The sequence below is a fragment of the Sinorhizobium fredii NGR234 genome, assembly GCF_000018545.1.
GTDB lineage: Bacteria > Pseudomonadota > Alphaproteobacteria > Rhizobiales > Rhizobiaceae > Sinorhizobium > Sinorhizobium fredii_A.
In genome coordinates this window covers 2,368,024-2,388,879 of record NC_012586.1, presented here as the reverse complement: position 1 = coordinate 2,388,879, position 20,856 = coordinate 2,368,024, and the positions used below count along the sequence as shown (strand labels likewise).

Here is a 20,856-nt window from a genome sequence, read left to right as displayed (position 1 = left end):
CGCCGCCTGCCGTTGCTAGCTCCGCTCCGCCCAGACCTTTGCCAGTTCGACGATCGTCTTCACGGCCCGCTCCATGTCCTGCCGGCTCACCCATTCGAGCGGCGAGTGGAAGGCGTGGCCGCCGGCGAATAGGTTGGCGGCGGGCAGGCCCATGAAGGACAGCCGCGACCCGTCGGTGCCGCCCCGGATGCTGCCGCGCACCGGCGTCATGCCGGCGCGCCGGATCGCCTCGATGGCATTCTCGACGATCTCCGGGTGGCGGTCGAGGATCGCCTTCATGTTGCGGTATTGCTCCTTGATCTCGAAGCTGTAGCTGGAGCCGGGATAGTCCTCGAGGACGCGCCGCGCCAGCGTGTCGAGCATCGCTTCCTTGGCGGCGAGGCCGGCCTCTTCGAAGTCGCGGACGATGAAGCTCAAGTTGGCCCTCTCCATCGAACCGGTAAGGCCGGTCGGATGGACGAAGCCGTCGCGGCCGGCCGTCGTCTCCGGCGCCATGTCCTTCGGCAGCCGGTCGACGATCGCCGCGGCGATCTTGATGGCGTTTTCCATCTTGTCCTTGGCGAAGCCCGGATGGATGGCGACGCCGTGGATGGTGATGTCGACACTGTCGGCCGAAAAAGTCTCGTCCTCGATATGGCCGGCCGTCTCGCCGTCGACCGTGTAGGCGAAGTCCGCGCCGAGCTTTTCAAGGTCGACCTTGTCGACGCCGCGTCCGATCTCCTCGTCGGTCGTGAAGAGCAGCCTGATCGTTCCGTGCGGGATCTCCGGATTGTCGACGAGGAACTGGGCGGCCGCGACGATCTCGGCGAGACCGGCCTTGTCGTCGGCGCCGAGCAGCGTCGTGCCGTCGGTGGTGATGATGTCGTTGCCGATCTGGTCGGCAAGCGCCGGATTGTCGCTGACGCGGATCACCTGCTCGGGATCGCCGGGAAGCCGGATATCGCCGCCGGCATAATTGCGGACGATCTGCGGCTTGACGTTCGTGCCGGTAAAGTCGGGCGCCGTGTCCATATGCGAGCAGAAGCAGATCACCGGCACCGGCTTGTCGACGTTGGACGGAATGGTCGCATAGACATAGCCGTTGGCGTCGAGATGGGCGTCGGCAAGGCCGATCGCCAGCAGCTCCTCGACCAGCAGGCGGCCCAGTGTCTTCTGTTTTTCGGTGGAGGGCTGCGCCGGCGATTTCGAGTCCGACTGGGTGTCGATGACGACGTAGCGCAGGAAACGATCGGTGACGGTATCGGCCATGGCGAGCTCCAGGGAGGCGGAAGCAACCGCTATAGCCCGCGCCGCCGCCGCGGTGAACTCATTTTCGCCCGGTCGGTGCGTTTTGCCGGGGCGGTCGAGAATAAGTTTCGAGCTTTCGCTGGCGGCCTGGGCACAACGGGGGCATGATCGTCAAGGTCGCGGCGACGCATGCCGCACGCGCACCACGATGCCATAATGCCAGATCGGAAAACCCCTTGAGGAGGATACGGTGAGCGGGCACGTCTATAAGAAAGTCGAACTGATCGGAAGTTCTCCGAAGTCGATCGACGAAGCCATCGAAACGGCGATTTCGCGGGCTTCGAAAACCATGCGGAACCTCGACTGGTTCGAGGTGGACCAGATTCGCGGGCAGATCGTCAACGGCGAGGTGGCCCATTACCAGGTGGTGATGAAGGTCGGCTTCCGCATCGACGACTGAACCGCGCCGGGGACGCAGGTGCCCGGCGCTCCTGCACCGGGCCTGCCCGTCCGGCGAAGCTTCAGGCGGCCTGCAAGGCGCCGTTGGCACGGCGGTCCAGCGCGCCGCTCCAGAGCGTCAGCAGCAAAGCGAGCGAGACGAGGATAGCGCCGACCCAGGGCGTTGTGCCGAGCCCGAGGCCGGATTCGACCACCCGCCCGCCGAGCCAGGCGCCGAGTGCGATGCCGAGATTGAAGGCGGCGATATTGAGCGCCGAGGCGACGTCGACGGCGCCGGGGCGGTGCTCCTTGGCAAGCTCAACGACATAGAGCTGCAGCCCCGGAACATTGGCGAAGGAGAGGAAGCCGAGCGCGGCCAGCGTGACGAGCGCCGGCATTGGGGCGGCCGCCGTGAAGGAGAAGACCAGGAGCACCATCGCCTGGAGGAGGAACAGGCCGGCGAGCGCCTTGACCGGATTGGTATTGGCGATCCGCCCGCCGGCGACATTGCCGACGGCGATGGCGAGGCCGTAGAGCACCAGGATCAGGCTGACGCTTTCGGCGGAGAAGCCGGTGATCTGCTGAAGGATCGGGGCGAGGTAGGTGAAGGCGACGAACGTGCCGCCATAGCCGAGCGCGGTCATGGCAAAGACGATCAGCAGGCGGCCGGAGGAAAGCACGCGCAGCTGGTCGAGAAGGCCTGCCGGGACGGCCCGGGGGAGTGTCTTCGGCAACAGCGCCGCCATACCGGCGAAGGCGATGACGCCGAGCCCGGCCACCGCCCAGAAGGTGGTGCGCCAACCGAAGATCTGGCCGATATGGGTGCCGATCGGCACGCCGGTGACGATCGCCACGGTCAGCCCCATGAACATCATGGCGATCGCCGAAGCGCGGCGATCTTCCGCCACGAGATCGGCGGCAATCGTCGAGCCGACGGAGAAAAACACGCCGTGGGCGAATGCCGCCAGCACGCGGGCGACAAGCAGCATTTCATAGCTCGGCGACACTGCTGCGGCCGTGTTGCCGGTGATGAAGAGGCCCATCAGACCGAGGAGCAGCGGCTTGCGCTCGATCCGGCCGGTGAGCGCGGTAAGGACAGGGGCGCCGAAGGTGACGCCGAGCGCATAGACGCTGACGATCAGGCCGGCGAGCGGCAGGGTGATATCCAGGTCGGTCGCGACCGTCGGCAGCAGGCCGACGATGACGAATTCCGTGGTGCCGATCGCGTAAGCCGCGATCGTCAGGGCGAAGATGGCGAGAGGCATGGCAAATCCGTTTCCGCCCACCGTTCGGATTGCGAACGGAGGCTTGAAGAGGGTTCAACGAGGGTGGTCTTTCGCAGTGCAATATGCTGGCCGCGGGCGGCGCCGATAAGTCGCTCTCTTGTCGCAACGCCTGTGAATGGAATTCACGAATGAGATTGGGGTGAGCTTGCAGCTCATGGGTCCGTTTGGCTTAGAACCGGGTCCGAGCAGATTGTGATACCCCCCTCTGCCCTGCCGGGCAGAGGGGGCTGCCTCCGGTAAACGCATTCCTGCGGGACGAGAGGGGGCGCGCTTTAGCCCCGTACCAGCCAAGCCTCGAGGCCGCGCGCCGCGGCGCGGCCCGTCGCGAAGCAGGCGGTCAGCAGATAGCCGCCGGTCGGCGCCTCCCAGTCGAGCATCTCGCCGGCGACGAAGAGTCCGGGGAGCGCCGTCAGCATGTAGTTTGCGTCGATCTGATCAAAACCGATGCCGCCGGCCGAGGAGATCGCCTCGGCGATCGGCCGCGGCCGCAACAGCGGGATGGGCAGGGCCTTGATCGTGGCCGCAAGCCTTTCCGGGTCGATTTTGGCTGCCTCCGGCACGAGCTCGCGCAACAACGCCGCCTTCACGCCTTCGAGCCTGGCGCCCTTCCTGAGGCGATTGGAAAAGCTTGCCTTGTGGTCCTGCCGGGCGAGATCTCGCCTCAAGCGTTCCTCAGTCCGGCCCGGCGCGAGATCGAGCGTAAGCGCAGCGTCACCATCCCGCTCCATCCGGTCGCGCAGGCTAGCGGCATGGGCGTAGACGAGGCTGCCTTCGATGCCGTGGCGGCTGACGACGAATTCGCCCGGGAAGGAGCCGGCTTCGGACGAGGCGACGACGGATTTCAAGGGTTCGCCCGCGAAGCGCTCGCGGAAGGTCTCGCTCCAGGCGACGTCGAAGCCGCAATTGGCCGGGCGGAAACCATCGACCGTCACGCCTCTCTCCCTGAGCCAGGGCACCCAGGCGGCGTCGGAGCCGAGCCGCGGCCAGCTTGCGCCGCCGAGCGCCAGCAGGGCGGCGTCGCAGTGGACGATTTTTCGTCCCTCCGGCGTCTCGAAGAGATGGCCATCTTCGGTGAAGCCCATCCAGCGGTGCCGGGTGAGAAGCGTGACGCCCTGCGCCTCGAGCCGCCGGAGCCAGGCACGCAGCAGCGGCGAAGCCTTCATCGCCTTCGGGAACACCCGGCCCGAGGTGCCGACGAAGGTCTCGGTACCGAGCCCCGCCGCCCAGGCCCGCACCTTGTCCGGCGTGAAGCCGTCGAGCGCCTGGCGCAGCCGATCGGAGGCCCCGCCGAAGCGGGTCGCGAAATTCCTGTAGTCCTCGGCATGGGTGATGTTGAGGCCGGATTTGCCGGCCAGCAGGAACTTGCGGGCGGCGGTCGGCATCGCCTCGAAGATCGTCACCTTGTGCCCGGCCTCCGACAGGATCTCGGCGGCCATCAGGCCGGCCGGGCCGCCGCCGATGACCGCAATTTCTGTCCGTTCCATCGATCTTCCGTCCGTTCGAGTGGTCAGGAGCGCGGTTCGGCCTGCGGCGGCGGAGCAGTCGACTCGCGCAGGATGAGTTCGACGGGCCAGAGCTCGTGGATTTCTTCCGCCACGCGACCGCCCAGCAGTTGCAGCACGAGATCCGCCGCGCGTGCCCCGGCCGCGCGGATGGAGGAGCGCGTCGCCGACAGCGACGGCACCATGTTGTCGGCCGTCAGATAGGGAAAGACGTCGTCATGGGCGATAACCGAAATGTCCCGCCCGACAACCAGCCCGCGGGAACGCACCGCGCGGTAGATCCCAAGTGCCGTCATCATCGAGCCGGCCACGAAGGCCGTCGGCCGCGGCGATTGCTCGAGAAAGGACCGGGCGAAGCGGAAGCCGAGTTCGTCGGTGAAGTGGCCGTGGGCGACGAGGCGCGGATCAAAGGGTATGCCCCGCTCTTCGAGGGCGTCGCGATAACCCTTGTCGCGGTGCAGTGAAAAGGTTCGGCCGGCTCGGCCGTTGATCATCGCGATGCGCTTGTGGCCGAGATCGATGAGGTGGGATGTGGCGCGCCGGATTGCCCCCTCGTTGTCGATGTCGAGCCACGCGTGCGGCACGTGGGTCTCGGAGCGGCCGTGCACCAGAAAGGGGAAGCCGAGTTCACGAAGAAAGGCGATGCGCTCGTCATTCGGCTCCGGCGAATGGACGATGACCGCATCGACCCGGCCGCTGGTGACGAGCCGGCTGAAAAGCGGAATCTCGTCGGTCAAACCGCGATCCGCCGTCGGGCTGACGAGGATGTCGATGTCCTCCCCGTCAAGCCGCTCGGCCATGCCGCTCATGAATTCGGCGAACTGGAACTCCCCGCTGCGCCCCATGACGACGCCGATCGCCCCGGCCCGGCCGGTGACCAGACGGACAGCATTGATGTTGGGGCGATAGCCGAGCCGGACGGCCTCTTCGGCCACCCGTTTGCGGGTTTTCTCGCTTACCTCCGGATAGCCGCTCAGCGCGCGGCTGACCGTCGTCGGCGAAAGGCCCAGTTGGCGGGCGAACTCCTTGAGCTTCATGCGGCCTATCTATTCCCTTAGCCCGTTCCCCAACGAGGAATATACGCCTTTTCCGCACGGGACAACCGATCGCTGGGCGCCGCATCCGGCGACGGACAAAGCTTACCTTGCGCGCCGCAATTAGCCCAATCGTTTTAAATTTATTGGCGGCACACGCAGAGTGAAATTCCGGCCAGAAAACCTCAAAGAAGAGTTGTAAACAGCGCAAATGGTTGAAAAGACGCTATTATATGGCATTTAGGTTTGCCGATAAAAATGCCGAGATCACCGTATTGACATCAATTTGCGCTTCTGACACTTTTTTCCAGCCAAACCGTTTTCGAATTTGCTGAGGAGCTTTCAAACGGTGGGGGATTTGGAGGAGCCATCGACCATGACACTTCTGCTGAAGACCTTGACTTTCTGCGCCGCTCTCGGCGCTGCCGATCTTGCCGCCGCCGCGGAGCTTTCGCTTGCGGCCAACACGACCGGCAAGAATGTGCATTTCATGCGCGAGCAGCTCGACGCCTTCGAGAAGAAGACCGGCCACAAGGTCAGTCTCGTCACCATGCCGTCGTCGAGCAGCGAGCAGTTCAGCCAGTACCGGCTGTGGCTGGCGGCCGGAAACAAGGACGTCGACGTCTACCAGACCGACGTCATCTGGGCGCCGCAGCTTGCCGACCAGTTCGTCGACTTGACCGCGGCCGCAAAAGACGTGGTCGGCGAGCATTTCCCGTCGATCATCCAGTCGCAGACCGTCAACGGCAAGCTGGTGGCGCTGCCGATCTTCACCGACGCGCCGGCGCTCTACTATCGCAAGGACCTCCTGGAGAAATACGGCAAGACGCCGCCGAAGACCTGGGACGAGCTGGCGGCGACCGCCAAGGACATCCAGGAGAAGGAACGCGCCGCCGGCAAGGCCGACCTCTGGGGCTTCGTTTTCCAGGGCAATGCCTATGAGGGGCTGACCTGCAACGCGCTCGAATGGATCAAGTCCTCCGGCGGCGGGCAGATCGTCGAGCCGGACGGGACGATCTCCGTCAACAACGAAAAGGCGGCCGCGGCCATCGAACGGGCCAAGAGCTGGATCGGCACGATCGCGCCCGAGGGCGTGCTTGCCTACCAGGAGGAGGAATCGCGCGGCGTCTGGCAGACCGGCAATGCCGTCTTCATGCGCAACTGGCCCTATGCCTATGCGCTCGGCAATGGCGACGACAGCGCCGTCAAGGGCAAGTTCGACGTGATGCCGCTGCCGACCGCGACCGATGGCGACAAGCCCTCCTCAGCGCTCGGCGGCTGGAACCTGGCGGTGTCGAAATATTCCGACGAACAGGAAGCGGCGATCGAGCTGGTCAAGTTCCTCTCGTCCAAGGAAGTGCAGAAAGCCCGTGCCCTGCAGCTGTCGCAGCTGCCGACCGTCGCTGCCCTTTACGACGATGCGGAGGTCGCCGCCGCGCAGCCCTTCATGCCCAACTGGAAACCGATCTTTCAAAGCGCCGTGCCGCGCCCCTCGGCCGTCACCAAGGTCAAATACAACGAGGTCTCCTCGAAGCTCTGGAGCGCCGTCCATAACACGCTCTCCGGCGATGGAACCGCTGCCGAGAACCTCGAACTGCTGGAAGTCGAGCTGACCGAGCTCAAAGGCGACAGCTGGTAAACCTCCCCCGGGCGGGGTGGCGCTGGAAAAACTCTGCACCTCTCTCCCCGCCTTGCAGCCGTCGCCGGGGATGGCGGCCCACTCCGGCCGCCATCCCCCTCTCGAACCTTGCGGCGAAAGCCGAACGGCAAAGGGGAACCAAGCTCATGACCGATCTCACCGTCGCCGATCCACGCGCCGCGCTTGCGCATCCGAGCCATATCAATTCGGACCTCAGGGCCCAGCGCGTCCGCTCCGCCTGGGTGTTCCTGGCGCCGACCCTCCTGGTGCTGGCGCTCGTCGCCGGCTGGCCGCTCGTCCGGACCATCTACTTCAGCTTCACCGATGCGTCGCTGACGAACCTTGCCGGCGCCGAATTCGTCGGCTTCCAGAACTATCTTTCCTGGATCACGCTGAAGAGCGGCCGGACCATCTACAAGGGCCTGCTCGCCGATCCCGCCTGGTGGAACGCCGTCTGGAACACGCTGAAATTCACCGTGATTTCCGTCAGCATCGAGACGGCGCTGGGCCTCGTCGTCGCCCTGGTGCTGAACGCCCACTTTCCCGGCCGCGGCCTGGTGCGGGCGGCAATCCTCATTCCCTGGGCGATCCCGACGATCGTCTCGGCCAAGATGTGGGCCTGGATGCTCAACGACCAGTTCGGCATCCTGAACGAGATATTCGTCGGGCTCGGGCTGATCAGCCAGAAGATCGCCTGGACCGCAAGTCCCGACACCGCGATGGTCGCCGTGCTCATCGTCGATGTCTGGAAGACGACGCCGTTCATGGCGCTCCTGATCCTCGCCGGCCTGCAGATGGTGCCGGTCGACATCTACGAGGCGGCGAAGATCGACGGGATCCATCCGCTCCGGGTGTTCTGGCGGGTGACCTTGCCGCTCATCCGGCCGGCGCTGATGGTCGCGGTGATCTTCCGGATGCTCGACGCGCTGCGCATCTTCGACCTCATCTACGTGCTGACGCCGAACAACGCGCAGACCAAGACGATGTCGGTGCTGGCCCGCGAGAACCTCTTCGATTTCGACAAGTTCGCCTACGGCGCCGCCGCCTCGACGATGCTGTTCCTGATCATCGCCTCGATCACCGTCCTCTACATGTGGTTCGGTCGCGTCAATTTCGAAGGAGGGGAACGATGATGACCGCCACGCTCGCAAAGCGCACCGCTTTCTACCTGCTCGTCGCAACGATCATTCTGGTTGCGGTCTTTCCCTTCTATTACGCGATCCTGACGAGCCTCAAATCCGGCACGGCGCTGTTCCGCGTCGACTATTGGCCGAGCGAACTGTCGCTCGCCAATTACATAAGCGTCGTCTCGGCGGGCAGCTTTCTCCGGAACCTCGGCAACTCGCTGCTCGTGGCGACCCTGGTCGTCGCCATCTCGCTGCTGTTCGCGGTCACGGCGGCCTATGCGCTCGGCCGGGTGCGGTTCCGCGGCCGGTCGCTGCTGCTCTTGACCATCCTGTCGGTGTCGATGTTTCCGCAGATCGCCGTTCTCGCCGGTCTCTTCGAGCTCATTCGCGGGGTCGGCATCTTCAACACGCCGCTGGCGCTGATCTTTTCCTACATGATCTTCACGTTGCCGTTCACCGTCTGGGTGCTGACCACCTTCATGCGCGACCTGCCGGTGGAGATCGAGGAGGCGGCGATCGTCGACGGTGCCTCGCCCTGGGTGATCATCACGCGGGTGTTCATGCCGCTGATGTGGCCGGCCTTGGTCACCACCGGGCTGCTCGCCTTCATCGCCGCCTGGAACGAGTTCCTGTTCGCGCTGACCTTCACCTCGTCGGACGTGCAGCGCACCGTGCCGGTGGCGATCGCGCTGCTTTCGGGCAGCAGCAACTTCGAAATCCCCTGGGGCAACATCATGGCCGCCTCGGTGATCGTCACGGTACCGCTGGTGGTGCTGGTGCTGATCTTCCAGCGGCGGATCATTTCCGGCCTGACGGCCGGCGGCGTCAAAGGCTAGAAATCTAGGAGACGAATATGGCAGAGCTGCAATTGCGCGACATCCGCAAGTCCTTCGGCGCCTATGACGTCATCAAGGGCGTCAGCATGGAGATCAGGGCGGGCGAGTTCATGGTTTTCGTCGGCCCGTCCGGCTGCGGGAAATCGACACTGCTGAGACTGATCGCCGGTCTCGAGGAAATCACCTCCGGCACGCTCGCCTTCGACGGTGAGGTCGTCAATCATCTGGTGCCGTCGAAGCGCGGCATCGCGATGGTGTTCCAGTCCTATGCGCTCTATCCGCACATGACGGTGTTCGAGAACATGGCCTTCGGGATGCAGCTTGCCGGCAAGGACAAGGAGCAGTGCCGAAAGCGGGTCGAGGCGGCGGCGGAGATGCTGCAGCTCACCCCCTATCTCGGGCGCCTGCCGCGCCAGCTCTCCGGCGGTCAGCGGCAGCGCGTCGCCATCGGCCGCGCGATCGTGCGCGACCCGAAGGTCTTCCTGTTCGACGAGCCGCTTTCCAACCTCGATGCGGCGCTGCGGGTTGCGACCCGCATCGAGATCGCCAAGCTTCATCGCAGCATGCACAAGACGACGATGATCTATGTCACCCATGATCAGGTCGAGGCGATGACGCTTGCCGACCGGATCTGCGTGCTTCGCGACGGACGCGTCGAACAGATCGGCACGCCGCTCGAGCTCTACGAAAGCCCGAACTCGGTCTTCGTCGCCGGCTTCATCGGCTCGCCGAAGATGAATTTCCTCTCGGGCCCCTTTGCGGCGCTCTACGAGGCCGCGACGATCGGCATCCGGGCCGAGCACCTGGAGATCGCCGAGGACGGGCAATGGGCCGGAACGGTCGTCCACTCCGAGATGCTCGGTTCCGACAGCTACATCTATCTCGACATCGGCGCCGGCGAGCCGGTGATCGTCCGGGAGAACGGCACGTCGCGGCATCAGCCCGGCGAGGCGCTGCGGATCTCGCCGGAGGCCGGCCAGATCCACCGCTTCGATGCGGCGGGACGGTCGATCGGGCGACACATCCTGCGGGGTGCCGCCTAGATCATATCGAAATCGGATCATTTCCGAACGCCAGACGTTAGACCGGGTAGGGCGAAATCCCAGCCCGACCCCGGTCGACTGATTCAATTCACGGACAGCGGGCACCCCGCGGCGGATGCCCCCAATCAGCAGGAGAACGACCTTGTCTATCAACACCATCGTGTGGGGTGAGAACATCCACGAGCAGACGAATGCCGTCGTCAGGGAAATCTATCCGGACGGCATGCACAACACCATCGCCGCGGCGCTGAACACCGATGCGGCGATCAAGGCGACGACGGCGACGCTGCAGGAGCCGGAACATGGGCTGAGCGAAGATCGCCTGGCTTCGGCCGACGTGCTTCTGTGGTGGGGCCACAAGGACCATGGCGCCGTCGACGACGCGATCGTCGAGCGGGTCGCCAAGCGCGTCTGGGAGGGAATGGGGCTGATCGTCCTGCATTCCGGCCACTTCTCCAAAATCTTCAAGCGGCTGATGGGCACACCCTGCGCGCTCAAATGGCGCGAGGCGGGCGAGCGCGAGCGCCTCTGGGTGGTCAACCCGCGCCATCCGATCGCCGAAGGGCTCAGCGACAATTTCGTGCTCGAATATGAAGAGATGTATGGCGAGCAATTCTCCGTGCCGGAGCCGCTGGAAACGGTGTTCATTTCCTGGTTCGCCGGCGGCGAAGTGTTTCGCTCGGGGCTGACCTGGCGGCGCGGCGCCGGCAGTATCTTTTATTTCCGCCCCGGCCACGAGACCTACCCGACCTATCACGATGAAACGGTGCAGCACGTGCTGCGCAATTCGGTAAAATGGGCCTACAACCCTCAAGGCTCCTACAAGGCGATCCACGAGGCGCCGAACGTGCCGGTGGAAAAGGCGCTGGAGCCGATCGTCGAGCGCGGCCCGAAACTGCACCGCGCCGGAGAGGCTGGTTACAGATGAGGAGCGTGCCGATGCGTCTGCTGATACTCGGAACCGGCGGCATGGCAAACAGTCATGCGAACGCCTTCGCCAGAATAGACGGCGTCGAAATGGTCGGCGCCGTCGATGTCGACCCGGCCCGCGCCAGGGCCTTTGCCGAACAGCACGGTATCGAGCACATCTTCACCTCATTGGAGGAGGCGATCGCCTGGGGTGAGTTCGATGCCGCGACCAACGTCACGCCCGACAAGGCGCACCACCCGACGACGCTGGCGCTCATTGCCGCGGGCAAGCACGTGCTCTGCGAGAAGCCCCTGGCGGAGAATTATGAGAAGGCCGCGGAGATGGCCGCGGCGGCCGAGCGCGCCGGGCTCGTCGCCATGGTCAACCTCACCTACCGCAACGTGGCGCCGCTGCAGAAGGCCCGCGAACTGGTGCTGTCAGGTGCGATCGGCGAGGTCCGGCACCTGGAGGCCTCCTATCTGCAGAGCTGGCTGGTGTCGAAGGCCTGGGGCGACTGGGCAAGCGAATCCAAATGGCTGTGGCGGCTGTCGACCAGGCACGGCTCGAACGGCGTGCTCGGCGATGTCGGCATCCACATTCTCGATTTTGCCGGCTACGGGGCCGGCATTTCGGTCGAGCGGGTGTTCGCGCGGCTGAAGGCCTTCGACAAGGCACCCGGTAACCGGATCGGCGAATACGACCTCGATGCCAATGACAGTTTCGCGATGACCGTGGAATTCGACAGCGGCGCCATGGGCGTCATTCATGCGAGCCGCTGGGCGACCGGGCATCTCAACGAGCTGCGGCTGAGGCTGCATGGCGACAAGGGTGCCTTGGAAGTGATCCATACGCCGGATGGCTCGAGCCTTCGGGGCTGCCTCGGGCCCGATGTCGAAAAGGCGATCTGGCGGGAGATCGATGCGGGGACGGTGCCGACCAACTACGAGCGTTTCGTCGCCGCGGTTCAGGCCGGGCAGTTGGTCGAGCCCACCTTCCGCCATGCCGCCGACTTGCAGAAGGTCCTCGATCTGGCGATCGAGACCGAGCGCGAACGGCGGGAACTCGGCGTCGCCGACATGGAGTGGGTCCAGGACGGCCGGCTCGCCGTCGGCGGGTGAAGCAAAGGTGCTCCCGCCTCCCGTGATCCGGAAGGCGGGAGATTGCCACGGCTTCGGTTACAACCGAAGCCGTGTTGGGTTAGGCGTGCATGTGGTGACGATAGTCCCAGACTGCCCAGGCGGCAATTGCGGCGACGAGCACGCCGAGGATGACGTGAGTCCACATCGCGTTCACGTTCGCCATGAAGCCGAGAATCCAGGGAGAGACGATCAACCACAGGCCGATCACCATATTGGCCCATTCCTCCCATTCGGCGAAGGCCGAAAGCGTCGCCACCGCCAGGGCGCCGAGCACGACCGCGGCGATCCAGGCGTTCCAGGTCGCCGTCGTATCCGATGCGAAGCCGATGACCCAGGGAGAGAGGAACAGGCAGACGGCCAGAACCAGATTGGCCCAATCCTGACTTCTTTTTCCTGCCATGAGAGTGTTTGGCATAACAACCTCCACGTATGAAGCTTGATCAAAGCGTCACCACTCTCGTGCAACACACGTTCCAGCTCCGGTCACTTGCACGGTTGCCGTAACGCCTTGAATTGCTGTTGTAATTTTATCCTTAAATCGGATCAGATTCAAGAAATCCCGCAATATGCGGTTTTTGCAGGTTATTCCCGTTGCGCATGACCTGCGGGGAACGCTCACGGGCGGTCGTGCAGAGGTTGTTTTCGGCCGCGGCACTGCCCATTCTCACCTGCGGCAACGATGTTGACGGTCCTTGTAACAGCCGCAATTCAGTGGCGCGGCAGCATTTGTCTCAAGCGCGAAACCGTCTATGACGTTGGCTACTGAAACAGTTCCCTGCGAGGCCAGCATGGCTCCCCGGCCCGTCGATGCACACACATTCTGGCGCGATCCGGCGCTCCCCTTTCTGGAGGCGCGCCAGGTCGCCGACGGGCGCGCCGTGTGTTACGGCCTCCACAGTCACTCGACCTTTTCGATCGGCGCGGTCACCTATGGCCGCAGCAGCTATCGCAACGGCCGTCACCGCCACGACGTGGTGGCGGGCGCCGTCGTCCTGATGAACCCGGAAGACGCGCATGCCTGCAACCCGCTTCGCAGCGTGCCGTGGAGCTATCGGATGCTCTATCTCGACATGGCGTGGCTGGCGGAGATGCAGCAGGCAGCGGATTTCATCCCCTATGCGGCCGCGCTGAGCACCGATCCAGATCTCTATGAGAGCCTCAATCGTCTGGTCGACGTGCTCTTCGATGCGGAGGTCGAGGTGTTCGCCAAGGAATGTGCGGCGTCCGCCTTCTTCGGCGACCTGGACACGCGCCTCGACAGGATCGAGGCGCAATTGGCGATGGCAACGCCCCACCTCGATCGTGCCGCCGACTTCATCACCGAACATTGCACGCGCCGTCTGCGGCTCACGGAGATCGCCGACGTCTCGGGCCTGTCGCCCTCCTATCTGGTCAGGGCCTTCCGGGCGCGGCATGGCATGACCCCACATGCCTATCAGCTCAACCGCCGCATCCAGTTCGGGCAGAGCGAGCTGCGCCGCGGCCGGCCGATCGTCGACGTGGCGCTCTCGGCAGGCTTTGCCGACCAGGCCCATTTTCAGCGGGTCTTCAAGCAGCATGTGGCGGCGACGCCGCGCCAATATGCCCGCCTGACGCCACTGGCGCGGCCATGATCAGCCCTCGAGGGCGAGATAGACGGCGCTAAGCGCGATCAGCGCCGCCATCGCCCGGCGCGCATCCGCGCCCCGGCATAGGCCCACTGCATGGGGCCAGCGACATCGGCCACCTATTTCATCAGCGGCAGGTCGCCGGTCAGCGAGCGGACCAGTTTGGCGGGGCCGTGAAGGCAAAGGCCGAGATAGCGCAGGTGATCGTGCCGCATGTCGCCGATGCCGAGCGCGTAGGCGTCATAGCTCTTGGCGCGCTGCGCCGCCTCGGTCACGCCGATCACTTCAAGTCCCGACGCCTCCTGCGACGCCGCCCGATTCCGAAGCGCCATCAAACCGTCGGCGTCCGACATCAGGATCGGCATGACGATGGTGGTGATGCCCTGGTGGCGGTTGCCGTCGGCGTCGTGGACGGCATGGCCGATCAGATCCGGCCGCTCCTTGCCAAGGGTCATGGCCAATATCGCGGCGGTGTTGGCGATCAGCCCTCGCGGCAAAGCCTGGTCGATAATGAATGCGCAGCGTGTCACGTGTCTTCCTCAAGCGTGGTCTCAGTCGCCTGGAAGGTAGGTGTAAAGCCGAGCGGGGTTATTGAAGGAAATTGCCCTGACGATTTTGGATGGTGGCGGCCTGTGAACACCAAAAAGTTGTATACAGCAGATCGTGACATTGACGATCAAACGGTTTGTTGAACGACGGACACTTGCCGACAGGGCAAGCCGATCCAGCGTTCCGCCACGGCGCCAAGCATCGAGTTTTCAACCATAAAACGCAGTATAACTGCATTTATTCGAAAATTTGCAATCGCTAATAGTTGTATTGAAGCCTTTCCATCTTGCCGATCGTGTCGTATGGAGGCTCCCAAGAATAGTGAGCCGAATAAATTAAACGCCCTTAAACAGGCGCAACTCCACCACGGTCGATACACGCAGGGGAGGTAGCAATGGCGTTCACTTTGGAGGTCGTCGGCAAAGGTTTTCGGCTGAAAGGCGCCGACAACAAGCGTGAGATCGACGTATCTCCGGCGCAGGCGAAGGCCTGGCAGGAGATCCTCGACCGGCGCGCCCGCGAGCAGGGGCTCAAGAATTCGGAGGAATTGCTCGCGAATGTGAAGATCGCCGTGCCGGAGGCGGGCGATTCGCAATTCAAGATCGGCAAGCAGTACGAGTTGAGCGACACCGACACGATGCTGATGATCGACGGCAACGTCCAGTTCGCCAATCCGGATCTCATCGACGCCTATCATGAGGGAAGCCTCAATCCCGACTTCGTGCTCGTGCCGACCATGCAGCCGGAGGGAGCGCCGTCGGCGATCGACGCGATCAAGGCGCCGGCGTCGACGCCGGATGGCCGCAAGGACGCGGTCAAGACTTATCTCGGCGAGCATTCCGGCAGTGTCGAGGAGCGCACCAATGCGGCGGTGGCGCTGATGGATTCGCGCGCTGACTTCGGCTCGCCGGAGCTGCAGGCACCGCGGCTCAAGGAAATCATGGACGTCCTTGTCGAACCTCATGAAGGGGAGGACGCCAGGAAGAAGATCGTCGACGCACTCAAGCAGCATTCGTGGTCATCGACCGACGGCAAAGCCATGGACGACAAGGGCATGGACGACAAGGGCATGGACAAGCTTATCAGCGAGCATGCCCGCGCCGCATACGGCATCCAATAGGACGCATCCCCGGATTCTGAAAAGCGCGAAGGGTCGCATCGCCGCCCGAGCGAATTGCATTCTGCGGCAATCGTGCCGGTCCGAAATTCAAAAAAACGGAGCAGGGAATAGCCGATGTCTTTGATCAACTTCTTCGCACGCAACCGTTCCGAACGCCCAGATTCGTCGAAGCCGTTCGACTCGATCATCGATCAGACGCAGAAGAGCGGCAAGAAGAACGAGCCCGCGCCGGCCTTGCCGTGGAATGGCGGCCCGTCCGGTATCGTCGAGCGCCAGGTTGAGCCCGGCCTCTGGCCGTTCCGGATCTACGAGGAAGCTGGTGTCGACCCGAAGGACAACAAGGCGCTGAACGACCAATTGGCGGCGACGCCGGAGCTCGACCAAAAGACTTTCGGCAACAGGCCGTCGGCGGTGAAGGAGGCGGACAAGGCGCTGGAGCAGGGGGACGACGTCTTCGTCCTGAGTCCGGAACGGCTGGACCTGCTGGAAAAGCAGCGCACGGCCCTCGGGACGGCCAGCGACAAGAGCAAGACCGAAGCCGAACGTGACAAGGCAAAGGACGATCTCGTCGTCGCCATTGCCGACGAGGTTGATCTCGCCTCAAAAAGCCTCGGTACGCCGAAATTCGGCGCCGACAAGAACGACGACAAGAAGCTCGATGCGGGCGAGGTGAGCGATCTCATCCGCCCGATCGCCGCGCGGGCACCCGGCGATCGGGTCTTCATGGAGGCGCTCAATCAGGTGCGCGACATGAAGGAGAAGGAATGGAAGGCCGACGGCAAGACCGACGATCAGCTCGGACGCATCGCCAGCCTCGGCGACAAGAAGGACTATGACGCGGTCACCAAGGAGACCAAGAAGCAGCTCGTCGACGTTGCACTTGCCGCCGGCAGCGAGGAGGGCGCGCAGGTCACCGCGCTGACGAACCGCGCCTCGATCTATGCGGGCTACACCGCGGGGGACCCGGAGAAATACGGCGCCGCCTTGAAGGCAGGGATCAAGGACGCCTTGCAGGAGGTACGCGTCGATCGCCACGTCCGCGATCTCGAGAGCGCCTATGGAAAGGGCGGCGTCGAGGGCGCCGAGAAATTCCTCGCCAAGCTCAGCGAGAAGACGGATCTCGCCCATGCGCTTCCGAGTTTCGACACTTCCGGCAAGGCGACGGGAGACATCAAGAAACTGCTCGATCAATCGAGCGGCTCGCTGATCGCTTCGGATCCCCGGGTCCGCAAGATGATCGACCAGTCGATCGACGGCATCGCCGCTTCGGGAAGCGACGGCGATACGAAGGCGAAGATCAAGGCGCTGCAGGATCTCGCCGTCGCCTCGCAGAACATTCTTTATGGCGACGGCAAGAAAGCCGGTGCGGGCAAGGAGATCGTCGACCACATCGCCAATCGCCTCGTCGACAAGATGAACACCGAGCTGCCCGGCTACAACGTGCTGTCGCATCAGCGGATCTTCAGCATCTTGAGCAGCGAGGACGTGAAGGGTGGCGGCACGACGCTGCTGACCGCGATCGCGGCTCGCACGGCCGAGCTCGGCAGTCAGAAGAGCGATGAGCTGAAGGGCAAGAGCGAGCTTGGCTACAACGACTATCTCGAGCAGAACTCCGACGCCCAATGGGCAATCCGCCGCAGCATCGAGAATTTCGGCAATGTCTCGAAGGTCCAGGACGAGAAGATCACGACGCTCTACAACGAGCTCTATCATGGCCTGTCCGGCTGGAACGGCGCCAAGCCCAATAACACGGTGTCCGGCGCCACGCAGCTGGCCCGCGACATGGAGGCGATTGACAATCTCAGCCCCGAGAACAAGCAGAAATCCAAGGACCTGGTGAAGGAGGGCGAGGTCCGCCAGCAGCTCTGGGAGCAGCAGGACAGCATCGATCTCGCCCTCAAGATCTACGAGAAGCCGCTGAGCAAGGTCGACGGCCTCAATACGGAAGCGCCGATACCCTCGCTGTTCGGCACCGGCATCATGCTGACGAAGTCGAAGTCGATCAGCGAGGCGATGAAGGGTCTGCCGGACATGCCGAAGAACGAGGGTCCGGATCCCTACGCCAATGTGGAGAAAGGCACCGATTCGAATGCTACCGGCACCATCTGGGTCGAGCGCTCGGCGCGGGCGCTCGCCACCTTCGCCGTCACCGAAACCCTCAAGGGCCGTGTCGGCGATATCCATACGGCGCTTGCGGAGAACCGCATCCAGTCGGCCTTCGTGAACGGCGGGGCCGGACTGAGCAAGGCAGAGCTCGATACCGTCATCAAGTACATCGGCGGGAAGGCCGACAGCAAATTTCCGGAACTCAACAAATATATCAAGGACGTGACGGACAAGATCGGCGAGGGACGCCTCAAGGACATTGTCGCTGGACGGGTGCAGCCGACCGATGCCGAAAGAACGCAGATGCAGCAGATGAAAGGGCTCAAGTTTGGCACTACTGCCGTCGAGCGGCTTTCCGGTGCCGGCAGCGCGGTTCTGTTCGGTCGCAACCTCGACGCGCTCGGCACGACCGGCGACGACATGGTCTATTACCTGCCGCACACCATGATGCTGGTATCGGCGGCCAAGGGCGCACTGAAGCCGCTACCCGCCGACATACTCCTTGGCCACGGTTCTAAAGGACCGACGACGGCGGAAGCGAAGATCGATGCGCTCAAGGAGCGTGTCAACAACAGCAGCAGCCTCTCGGCAAGCCAGAAGAAGGCCTGGAGCGGAGCGCTGAACTCGGGGCACTTCCTTCGCGGCGGAGGCATCGACGCCCTCTATGTCGGAGCCGATCTCAGCAATGCTATCATGCAGGGCACAGGCTGGATCGTCGGAGACAAGGCCGACGGCGTCAAGGCAACCGGCTACGGCATCGCAACCGTCAGCGATGCGATGTTCACGGCGGCGGGTGGCGCGGGTGCGCTCGAAGCGAAGGCGGCGAACAATGGCCTGGTTCGACTCATGAACCGCCTCGGCCCGTTGAAGGTCTCGGGCGTCGCGGCGGTGCTGCAACTCGCCGGCGCCGGCATCGTCCAGGGGCGGAGCGCCTACAACGCCGCCCACACCTACGACAAGGCCGATGCGGATGCGATCCAGGTGATGTTCGGCGTGAAGGACCGCAAGGTCGCCGAGGCCCTGGCGGAGCATAACGATCTTCTCGACGAAGGCGTCATGGGCATCCTGCAGACGGTGTTCCCCGGCGACGAACATCTGATGGGCGGGGACAAGGGGACCCGCAGCGCCGACGCTGTCCTGACCGGGACCTATGGAGCCGAGGGTTATACGCGGGCGCGTCTCGGACAGCTCTTCAATCGCATGACGCCGGAGCAGGCCACCGAACTCTCCGAGACCATTCGCGACATGACGACGGACGATGACAAGAAGCTGCCCGAAACTCAGGACGACCTGAAATACCTCAAGCTGCCGACCGATCCGGCAAAGGCGGATCTGTCGGGCTACCCGACAGTGAAATACAACACCGAGCGCAAGCGCTACGAGGACTCCGCAACGACCATGTATTGGGACGGCAGCCAGTGGTGGATGCCGCAGAAGAAGATTTCGGCGGAGGATGCGATGCTGCCGAGCGACGATCCGTTGTGGTATCGCCCCTCGGACGGGACGCTGATGCATGAAAATGCCCATGCCTCGTATGTGGAGCCGCGCAGCACCGAGGGGCTGAAGGCGTGGCTCAGAAGAAAGGGCTACCTCGAATAAGGATGACCCCTGATGCGCCCATCGGCTCGTGCCAATGGGCGCCGCCGGCTTTCGATCGAACGCCGCTGCCGAACTGAGATCAACAAAGACCGGGACGACCCACGCACCGCTCCATCCAGCGGTGCCTCTCGGAGTCGCCTGTCTGTCGCGCTGGAAGCGGCGGTCGACAGGCTGCCCGGCCAATTACCAGAAGGAGGAAAGAGTTCTGATGACTGTTATGCAAAAGCCGCGACCGGAGGATGCAACCGCCGTCTTCGACAAGAGAAGCTGGCTGGAGTCCCACGAGGCCGATTATCACAAGGCGCTCGGCAACCGCCAGGTGCAGATGATCGCGATCGGCGGAGCGATCGGTACGGGGCTGTTTCTCGGCGCCGGCGCCCGGCTGCAGGCCGCCGGCCCGTCGCTGGCGATCGTCTATCTCGTCTGCGGGTTCTTTTCCTTTCTGATCCTGCGCGCCCTCGGCGAACTGGTGCTGCATCGGCCGAGCAGCGGCAGCTTCGTCTCCTATGCCCGTGAGTTCCTCGGCGAGAAGGCTTCCTTCGTGGCCGGCTGGATGTATTTCCTCAACTGGGCGATGACCGGCATCGTCGATATCACCGCCGTCGCCCTCTACATGCACTATTGGGATGTCTTTGCCGACCTGCCGCAATGGGTTTCGGCGCTGGGCGCGCTGCTGATCGTCGGTTCGATGAACCTCGTCGGGGTCAAGTGGTTCGCCGAGATGGAGTTCTGGTTCGCGCTCATCAAGGTGGGGGCGATCCTGATCTTCCTTGCCGTCGGTACGTTTTTCCTCGGAACCGGCATGGAGGTCGCCGGCGGCGCCGCGGGCCTGCATCTGATCGGCGAGAATGGCGGCCTCTTCCCGAACGGCCTGCTTCCGGCATTGGTGCTCGTGCAGGGCGTCGTCTTCGCCTTCGCCGGCGTCGAACTGGTCGGCACGGCGGCCGGGGAGTGCTCGGACGCCAAGACCATCCTGCCGCGCGCCATCAACAGCGTGATCTGGCGCATCGCGCTCTTCTATGTCGGCTCGGTCGTGCTGCTCGTCTGCCTGTTGCCCTGGACCGCTTACAAGGCCGGCGAAAGCCCGTTCGTGACCTTCTTCGGCGCCCTCGGCATTCCCGCCATCGGTACGGTGATGAACGTCGTCGTGCTGACCGCCGCGCTGTCGAGTTTGAACTCCGGTCTCTATTCCACGGGCCGCGTCCTGCGTTCGCTGGCGCAGGGCGGCTCCGCTCCGGCGTCGCTTGCAAGGATGAATGCGCAGGCGGTGCCGCATGTCGGCATCCTGGTGACGCTCGCCGTCTACGTCTTCGGCGTCCTGCTCAACTATCTCGTCCCGTCGCATGTCTTCGAGATCGTCCTCAATGTCGCCTCGCTCGGGATCCTGAGCACCTGGGGCTTCATCGTCGTCTGCCAGATGGCCTTCCGCCGCGCCGTTGCCCGCGGTGAAGTCGAGGACGTGTCGTTCAAGATGCCGGGCGCGCCGGTCACCTCGTGGCTGACGCTCGCATTCCTTTTCGGCGTCCTGGTGCTGATGGCGCTCGACTATCCGAACGGCACCTATACCGTCGCCTCGATCCCGGTCGTCGCGCTGGCTCTCTGGGGAGGCTGGAACCGGGTGAGCAAGCATCGGCAGACGGAGACGCCGGCAACGCAGCCGGACATCGTGCTGGCCCAGCAAAGCCAGTAGTCGA

At 63.9% G+C, this 20,856-nt stretch carries 17 protein-coding genes; 11 read left to right on the top strand and 6 right to left on the bottom strand.

From position 1 onward, the window contains the following. Window positions 1-15: 15 nt before the first annotated feature. A complete protein-coding gene (pepT, locus tag NGR_RS11165; RefSeq protein WP_015888376.1) occupies window positions 16-1,248 on the bottom strand; it encodes a peptidase T in 1,233 nt (410 codons plus the stop codon). 229 nt (window positions 1,249-1,477) lie between these two features. Here pepT and NGR_RS11160 point away from each other — a divergent pair, with 229 nt between their 5' ends. Then, complete coding sequence (locus tag NGR_RS11160; RefSeq protein WP_015888375.1) at window positions 1,478-1,687, top strand: dodecin; 210 nt, start codon at window positions 1,478-1,480, stop codon at window positions 1,685-1,687. 61 nt (window positions 1,688-1,748) lie between these two features. On the opposite strand, the gene NGR_RS11155 is transcribed toward NGR_RS11160, so the two are convergent. The 3 genes from NGR_RS11155 to NGR_RS11145 form a co-directional block, all read right to left on the bottom strand. Then, entirely contained in the window at window positions 1,749-2,930 is a 1,182-nt protein-coding gene (locus NGR_RS11155) for an MFS transporter (RefSeq protein WP_015888374.1), read from the bottom strand. Between the two features lie 293 nt (window positions 2,931-3,223). Then, window positions 3,224-4,435: a TIGR03862 family flavoprotein gene (locus NGR_RS11150; RefSeq protein ID WP_015888373.1), complete on the bottom strand. Its 1,212-nt coding sequence runs from the start codon at window positions 4,433-4,435 to the stop codon at window positions 3,224-3,226. Window positions 4,436-4,458: 23 nt separating this feature from the next. Continuing rightward, window positions 4,459-5,490 (bottom strand): substrate-binding domain-containing protein, encoded by a 1,032-nt coding sequence (locus NGR_RS11145; protein ID WP_015888372.1) that lies wholly within the window; start codon window positions 5,488-5,490, stop codon window positions 4,459-4,461. Between the two features lie 373 nt (window positions 5,491-5,863). On the opposite strand from NGR_RS11145, the gene NGR_RS11140 reads away from it, so the two are divergent. From NGR_RS11140 to NGR_RS11115, 6 genes are all read left to right on the top strand, one after another. Continuing rightward, complete coding sequence (locus NGR_RS11140; RefSeq protein WP_015888371.1) at window positions 5,864-7,126, top strand: ABC transporter substrate-binding protein; 1,263 nt, start codon at window positions 5,864-5,866, stop codon at window positions 7,124-7,126. A 146-nt stretch (window positions 7,127-7,272) separates the two neighbouring features. Beyond that, complete coding sequence (locus NGR_RS11135) at window positions 7,273-8,259, top strand: carbohydrate ABC transporter permease (protein ID WP_015888370.1); 987 nt, start codon at window positions 7,273-7,275, stop codon at window positions 8,257-8,259. Beyond that, complete coding sequence (locus NGR_RS11130) at window positions 8,259-9,089, top strand: carbohydrate ABC transporter permease (protein ID WP_164924128.1); 831 nt, start codon at window positions 8,259-8,261, stop codon at window positions 9,087-9,089. Before NGR_RS11135 ends, NGR_RS11130 begins: the two co-directional genes overlap by 1 nt. A gap of 17 nt (window positions 9,090-9,106) precedes the next feature. Then, entirely contained in the window at window positions 9,107-10,132 is a 1,026-nt protein-coding gene (locus NGR_RS11125; protein ID WP_015888368.1) for an ABC transporter ATP-binding protein, read from the top strand. Between the two features lie 142 nt (window positions 10,133-10,274). Continuing rightward, the gene (locus tag NGR_RS11120) at window positions 10,275-11,060 is read left to right on the top strand and encodes a ThuA domain-containing protein (protein ID WP_015888367.1); all 786 of its coding nucleotides are present in this window, start codon (window positions 10,275-10,277) and stop codon (window positions 11,058-11,060) included. Between the two features lie 11 nt (window positions 11,061-11,071). Further along, a complete protein-coding gene (locus tag NGR_RS11115; RefSeq protein WP_164924017.1) occupies window positions 11,072-12,160 on the top strand; it encodes a Gfo/Idh/MocA family protein in 1,089 nt (362 codons plus the stop codon). A gap of 79 nt (window positions 12,161-12,239) precedes the next feature. On the opposite strand, the gene NGR_RS11110 is transcribed toward NGR_RS11115, so the two are convergent. Beyond that, on the bottom strand, window positions 12,240-12,596 hold the full coding sequence (locus NGR_RS11110) for an SPW repeat protein (RefSeq protein ID WP_015888365.1): 357 nt from the start codon (window positions 12,594-12,596) through the stop codon (window positions 12,240-12,242). A 373-nt stretch (window positions 12,597-12,969) separates the two neighbouring features. On the opposite strand from NGR_RS11110, the gene NGR_RS11105 reads away from it, so the two are divergent. After that, window positions 12,970-13,794: a helix-turn-helix transcriptional regulator gene (locus tag NGR_RS11105; protein WP_015888364.1), complete on the top strand. Its 825-nt coding sequence runs from the start codon at window positions 12,970-12,972 to the stop codon at window positions 13,792-13,794. Between the two features lie 113 nt (window positions 13,795-13,907). On the opposite strand, the gene NGR_RS11100 is transcribed toward NGR_RS11105, so the two are convergent. Beyond that, a complete protein-coding gene (locus tag NGR_RS11100; RefSeq protein WP_015888363.1) occupies window positions 13,908-14,318 on the bottom strand; it encodes a DUF2000 domain-containing protein in 411 nt (136 codons plus the stop codon). A 413-nt stretch (window positions 14,319-14,731) separates the two neighbouring features. Between NGR_RS11100 and NGR_RS11095 the strand changes: the two genes are divergently transcribed. From NGR_RS11095 to ansP, 3 genes are all read left to right on the top strand, one after another. After that, window positions 14,732-15,457 (top strand): hypothetical protein, encoded by a 726-nt coding sequence (locus NGR_RS11095; protein WP_015888362.1) that lies wholly within the window; start codon window positions 14,732-14,734, stop codon window positions 15,455-15,457. Window positions 15,458-15,571: 114 nt separating this feature from the next. Further along, the gene (locus NGR_RS11090; protein ID WP_015888361.1) at window positions 15,572-19,162 is read left to right on the top strand and encodes a hypothetical protein; all 3,591 of its coding nucleotides are present in this window, start codon (window positions 15,572-15,574) and stop codon (window positions 19,160-19,162) included. 217 nt (window positions 19,163-19,379) lie between these two features. After that, on the top strand, window positions 19,380-20,852 hold the full coding sequence (ansP, locus tag NGR_RS11085; protein WP_240545149.1) for an L-asparagine permease: 1,473 nt from the start codon (window positions 19,380-19,382) through the stop codon (window positions 20,850-20,852). The last annotated feature ends 4 nt before the right edge of the window (window positions 20,853-20,856 follow it).

Coding starts and splice junctions, on each gene's coding strand:
- pepT (WP_015888376.1), bottom strand. CDS start 1,248: ATGGCCGATACCGTCACCGATCGTTTCCTGCGCTACGTCGTCATCGAC.
- NGR_RS11155 (WP_015888374.1), bottom strand. CDS start 2,930: ATGCCTCTCGCCATCTTCGCCCTGACGATCGCGGCTTACGCGATCGGC.
- NGR_RS11150 (WP_015888373.1), bottom strand. CDS start 4,435: ATGGAACGGACAGAAATTGCGGTCATCGGCGGCGGCCCGGCCGGCCTG.
- NGR_RS11145 (WP_015888372.1), bottom strand. CDS start 5,490: ATGAAGCTCAAGGAGTTCGCCCGCCAACTGGGCCTTTCGCCGACGACG.
- NGR_RS11140 (WP_015888371.1), top strand. CDS start 5,864: ATGACACTTCTGCTGAAGACCTTGACTTTCTGCGCCGCTCTCGGCGCT.
- NGR_RS11135 (WP_015888370.1), top strand. CDS start 7,273: ATGACCGATCTCACCGTCGCCGATCCACGCGCCGCGCTTGCGCATCCG.
- NGR_RS11130 (WP_164924128.1), top strand. CDS start 8,259: ATGACCGCCACGCTCGCAAAGCGCACCGCTTTCTACCTGCTCGTCGCA.
- NGR_RS11125 (WP_015888368.1), top strand. CDS start 9,107: ATGGCAGAGCTGCAATTGCGCGACATCCGCAAGTCCTTCGGCGCCTAT.
- NGR_RS11115 (WP_164924017.1), top strand. CDS start 11,072: ATGCGTCTGCTGATACTCGGAACCGGCGGCATGGCAAACAGTCATGCG.
- NGR_RS11110 (WP_015888365.1), bottom strand. CDS start 12,596: ATGCCAAACACTCTCATGGCAGGAAAAAGAAGTCAGGATTGGGCCAAT.
- NGR_RS11105 (WP_015888364.1), top strand. CDS start 12,970: ATGGCTCCCCGGCCCGTCGATGCACACACATTCTGGCGCGATCCGGCG.
- NGR_RS11095 (WP_015888362.1), top strand. CDS start 14,732: ATGGCGTTCACTTTGGAGGTCGTCGGCAAAGGTTTTCGGCTGAAAGGC.
- NGR_RS11090 (WP_015888361.1), top strand. CDS start 15,572: ATGTCTTTGATCAACTTCTTCGCACGCAACCGTTCCGAACGCCCAGAT.
- ansP (WP_240545149.1), top strand. CDS start 19,380: ATGCAAAAGCCGCGACCGGAGGATGCAACCGCCGTCTTCGACAAGAGA.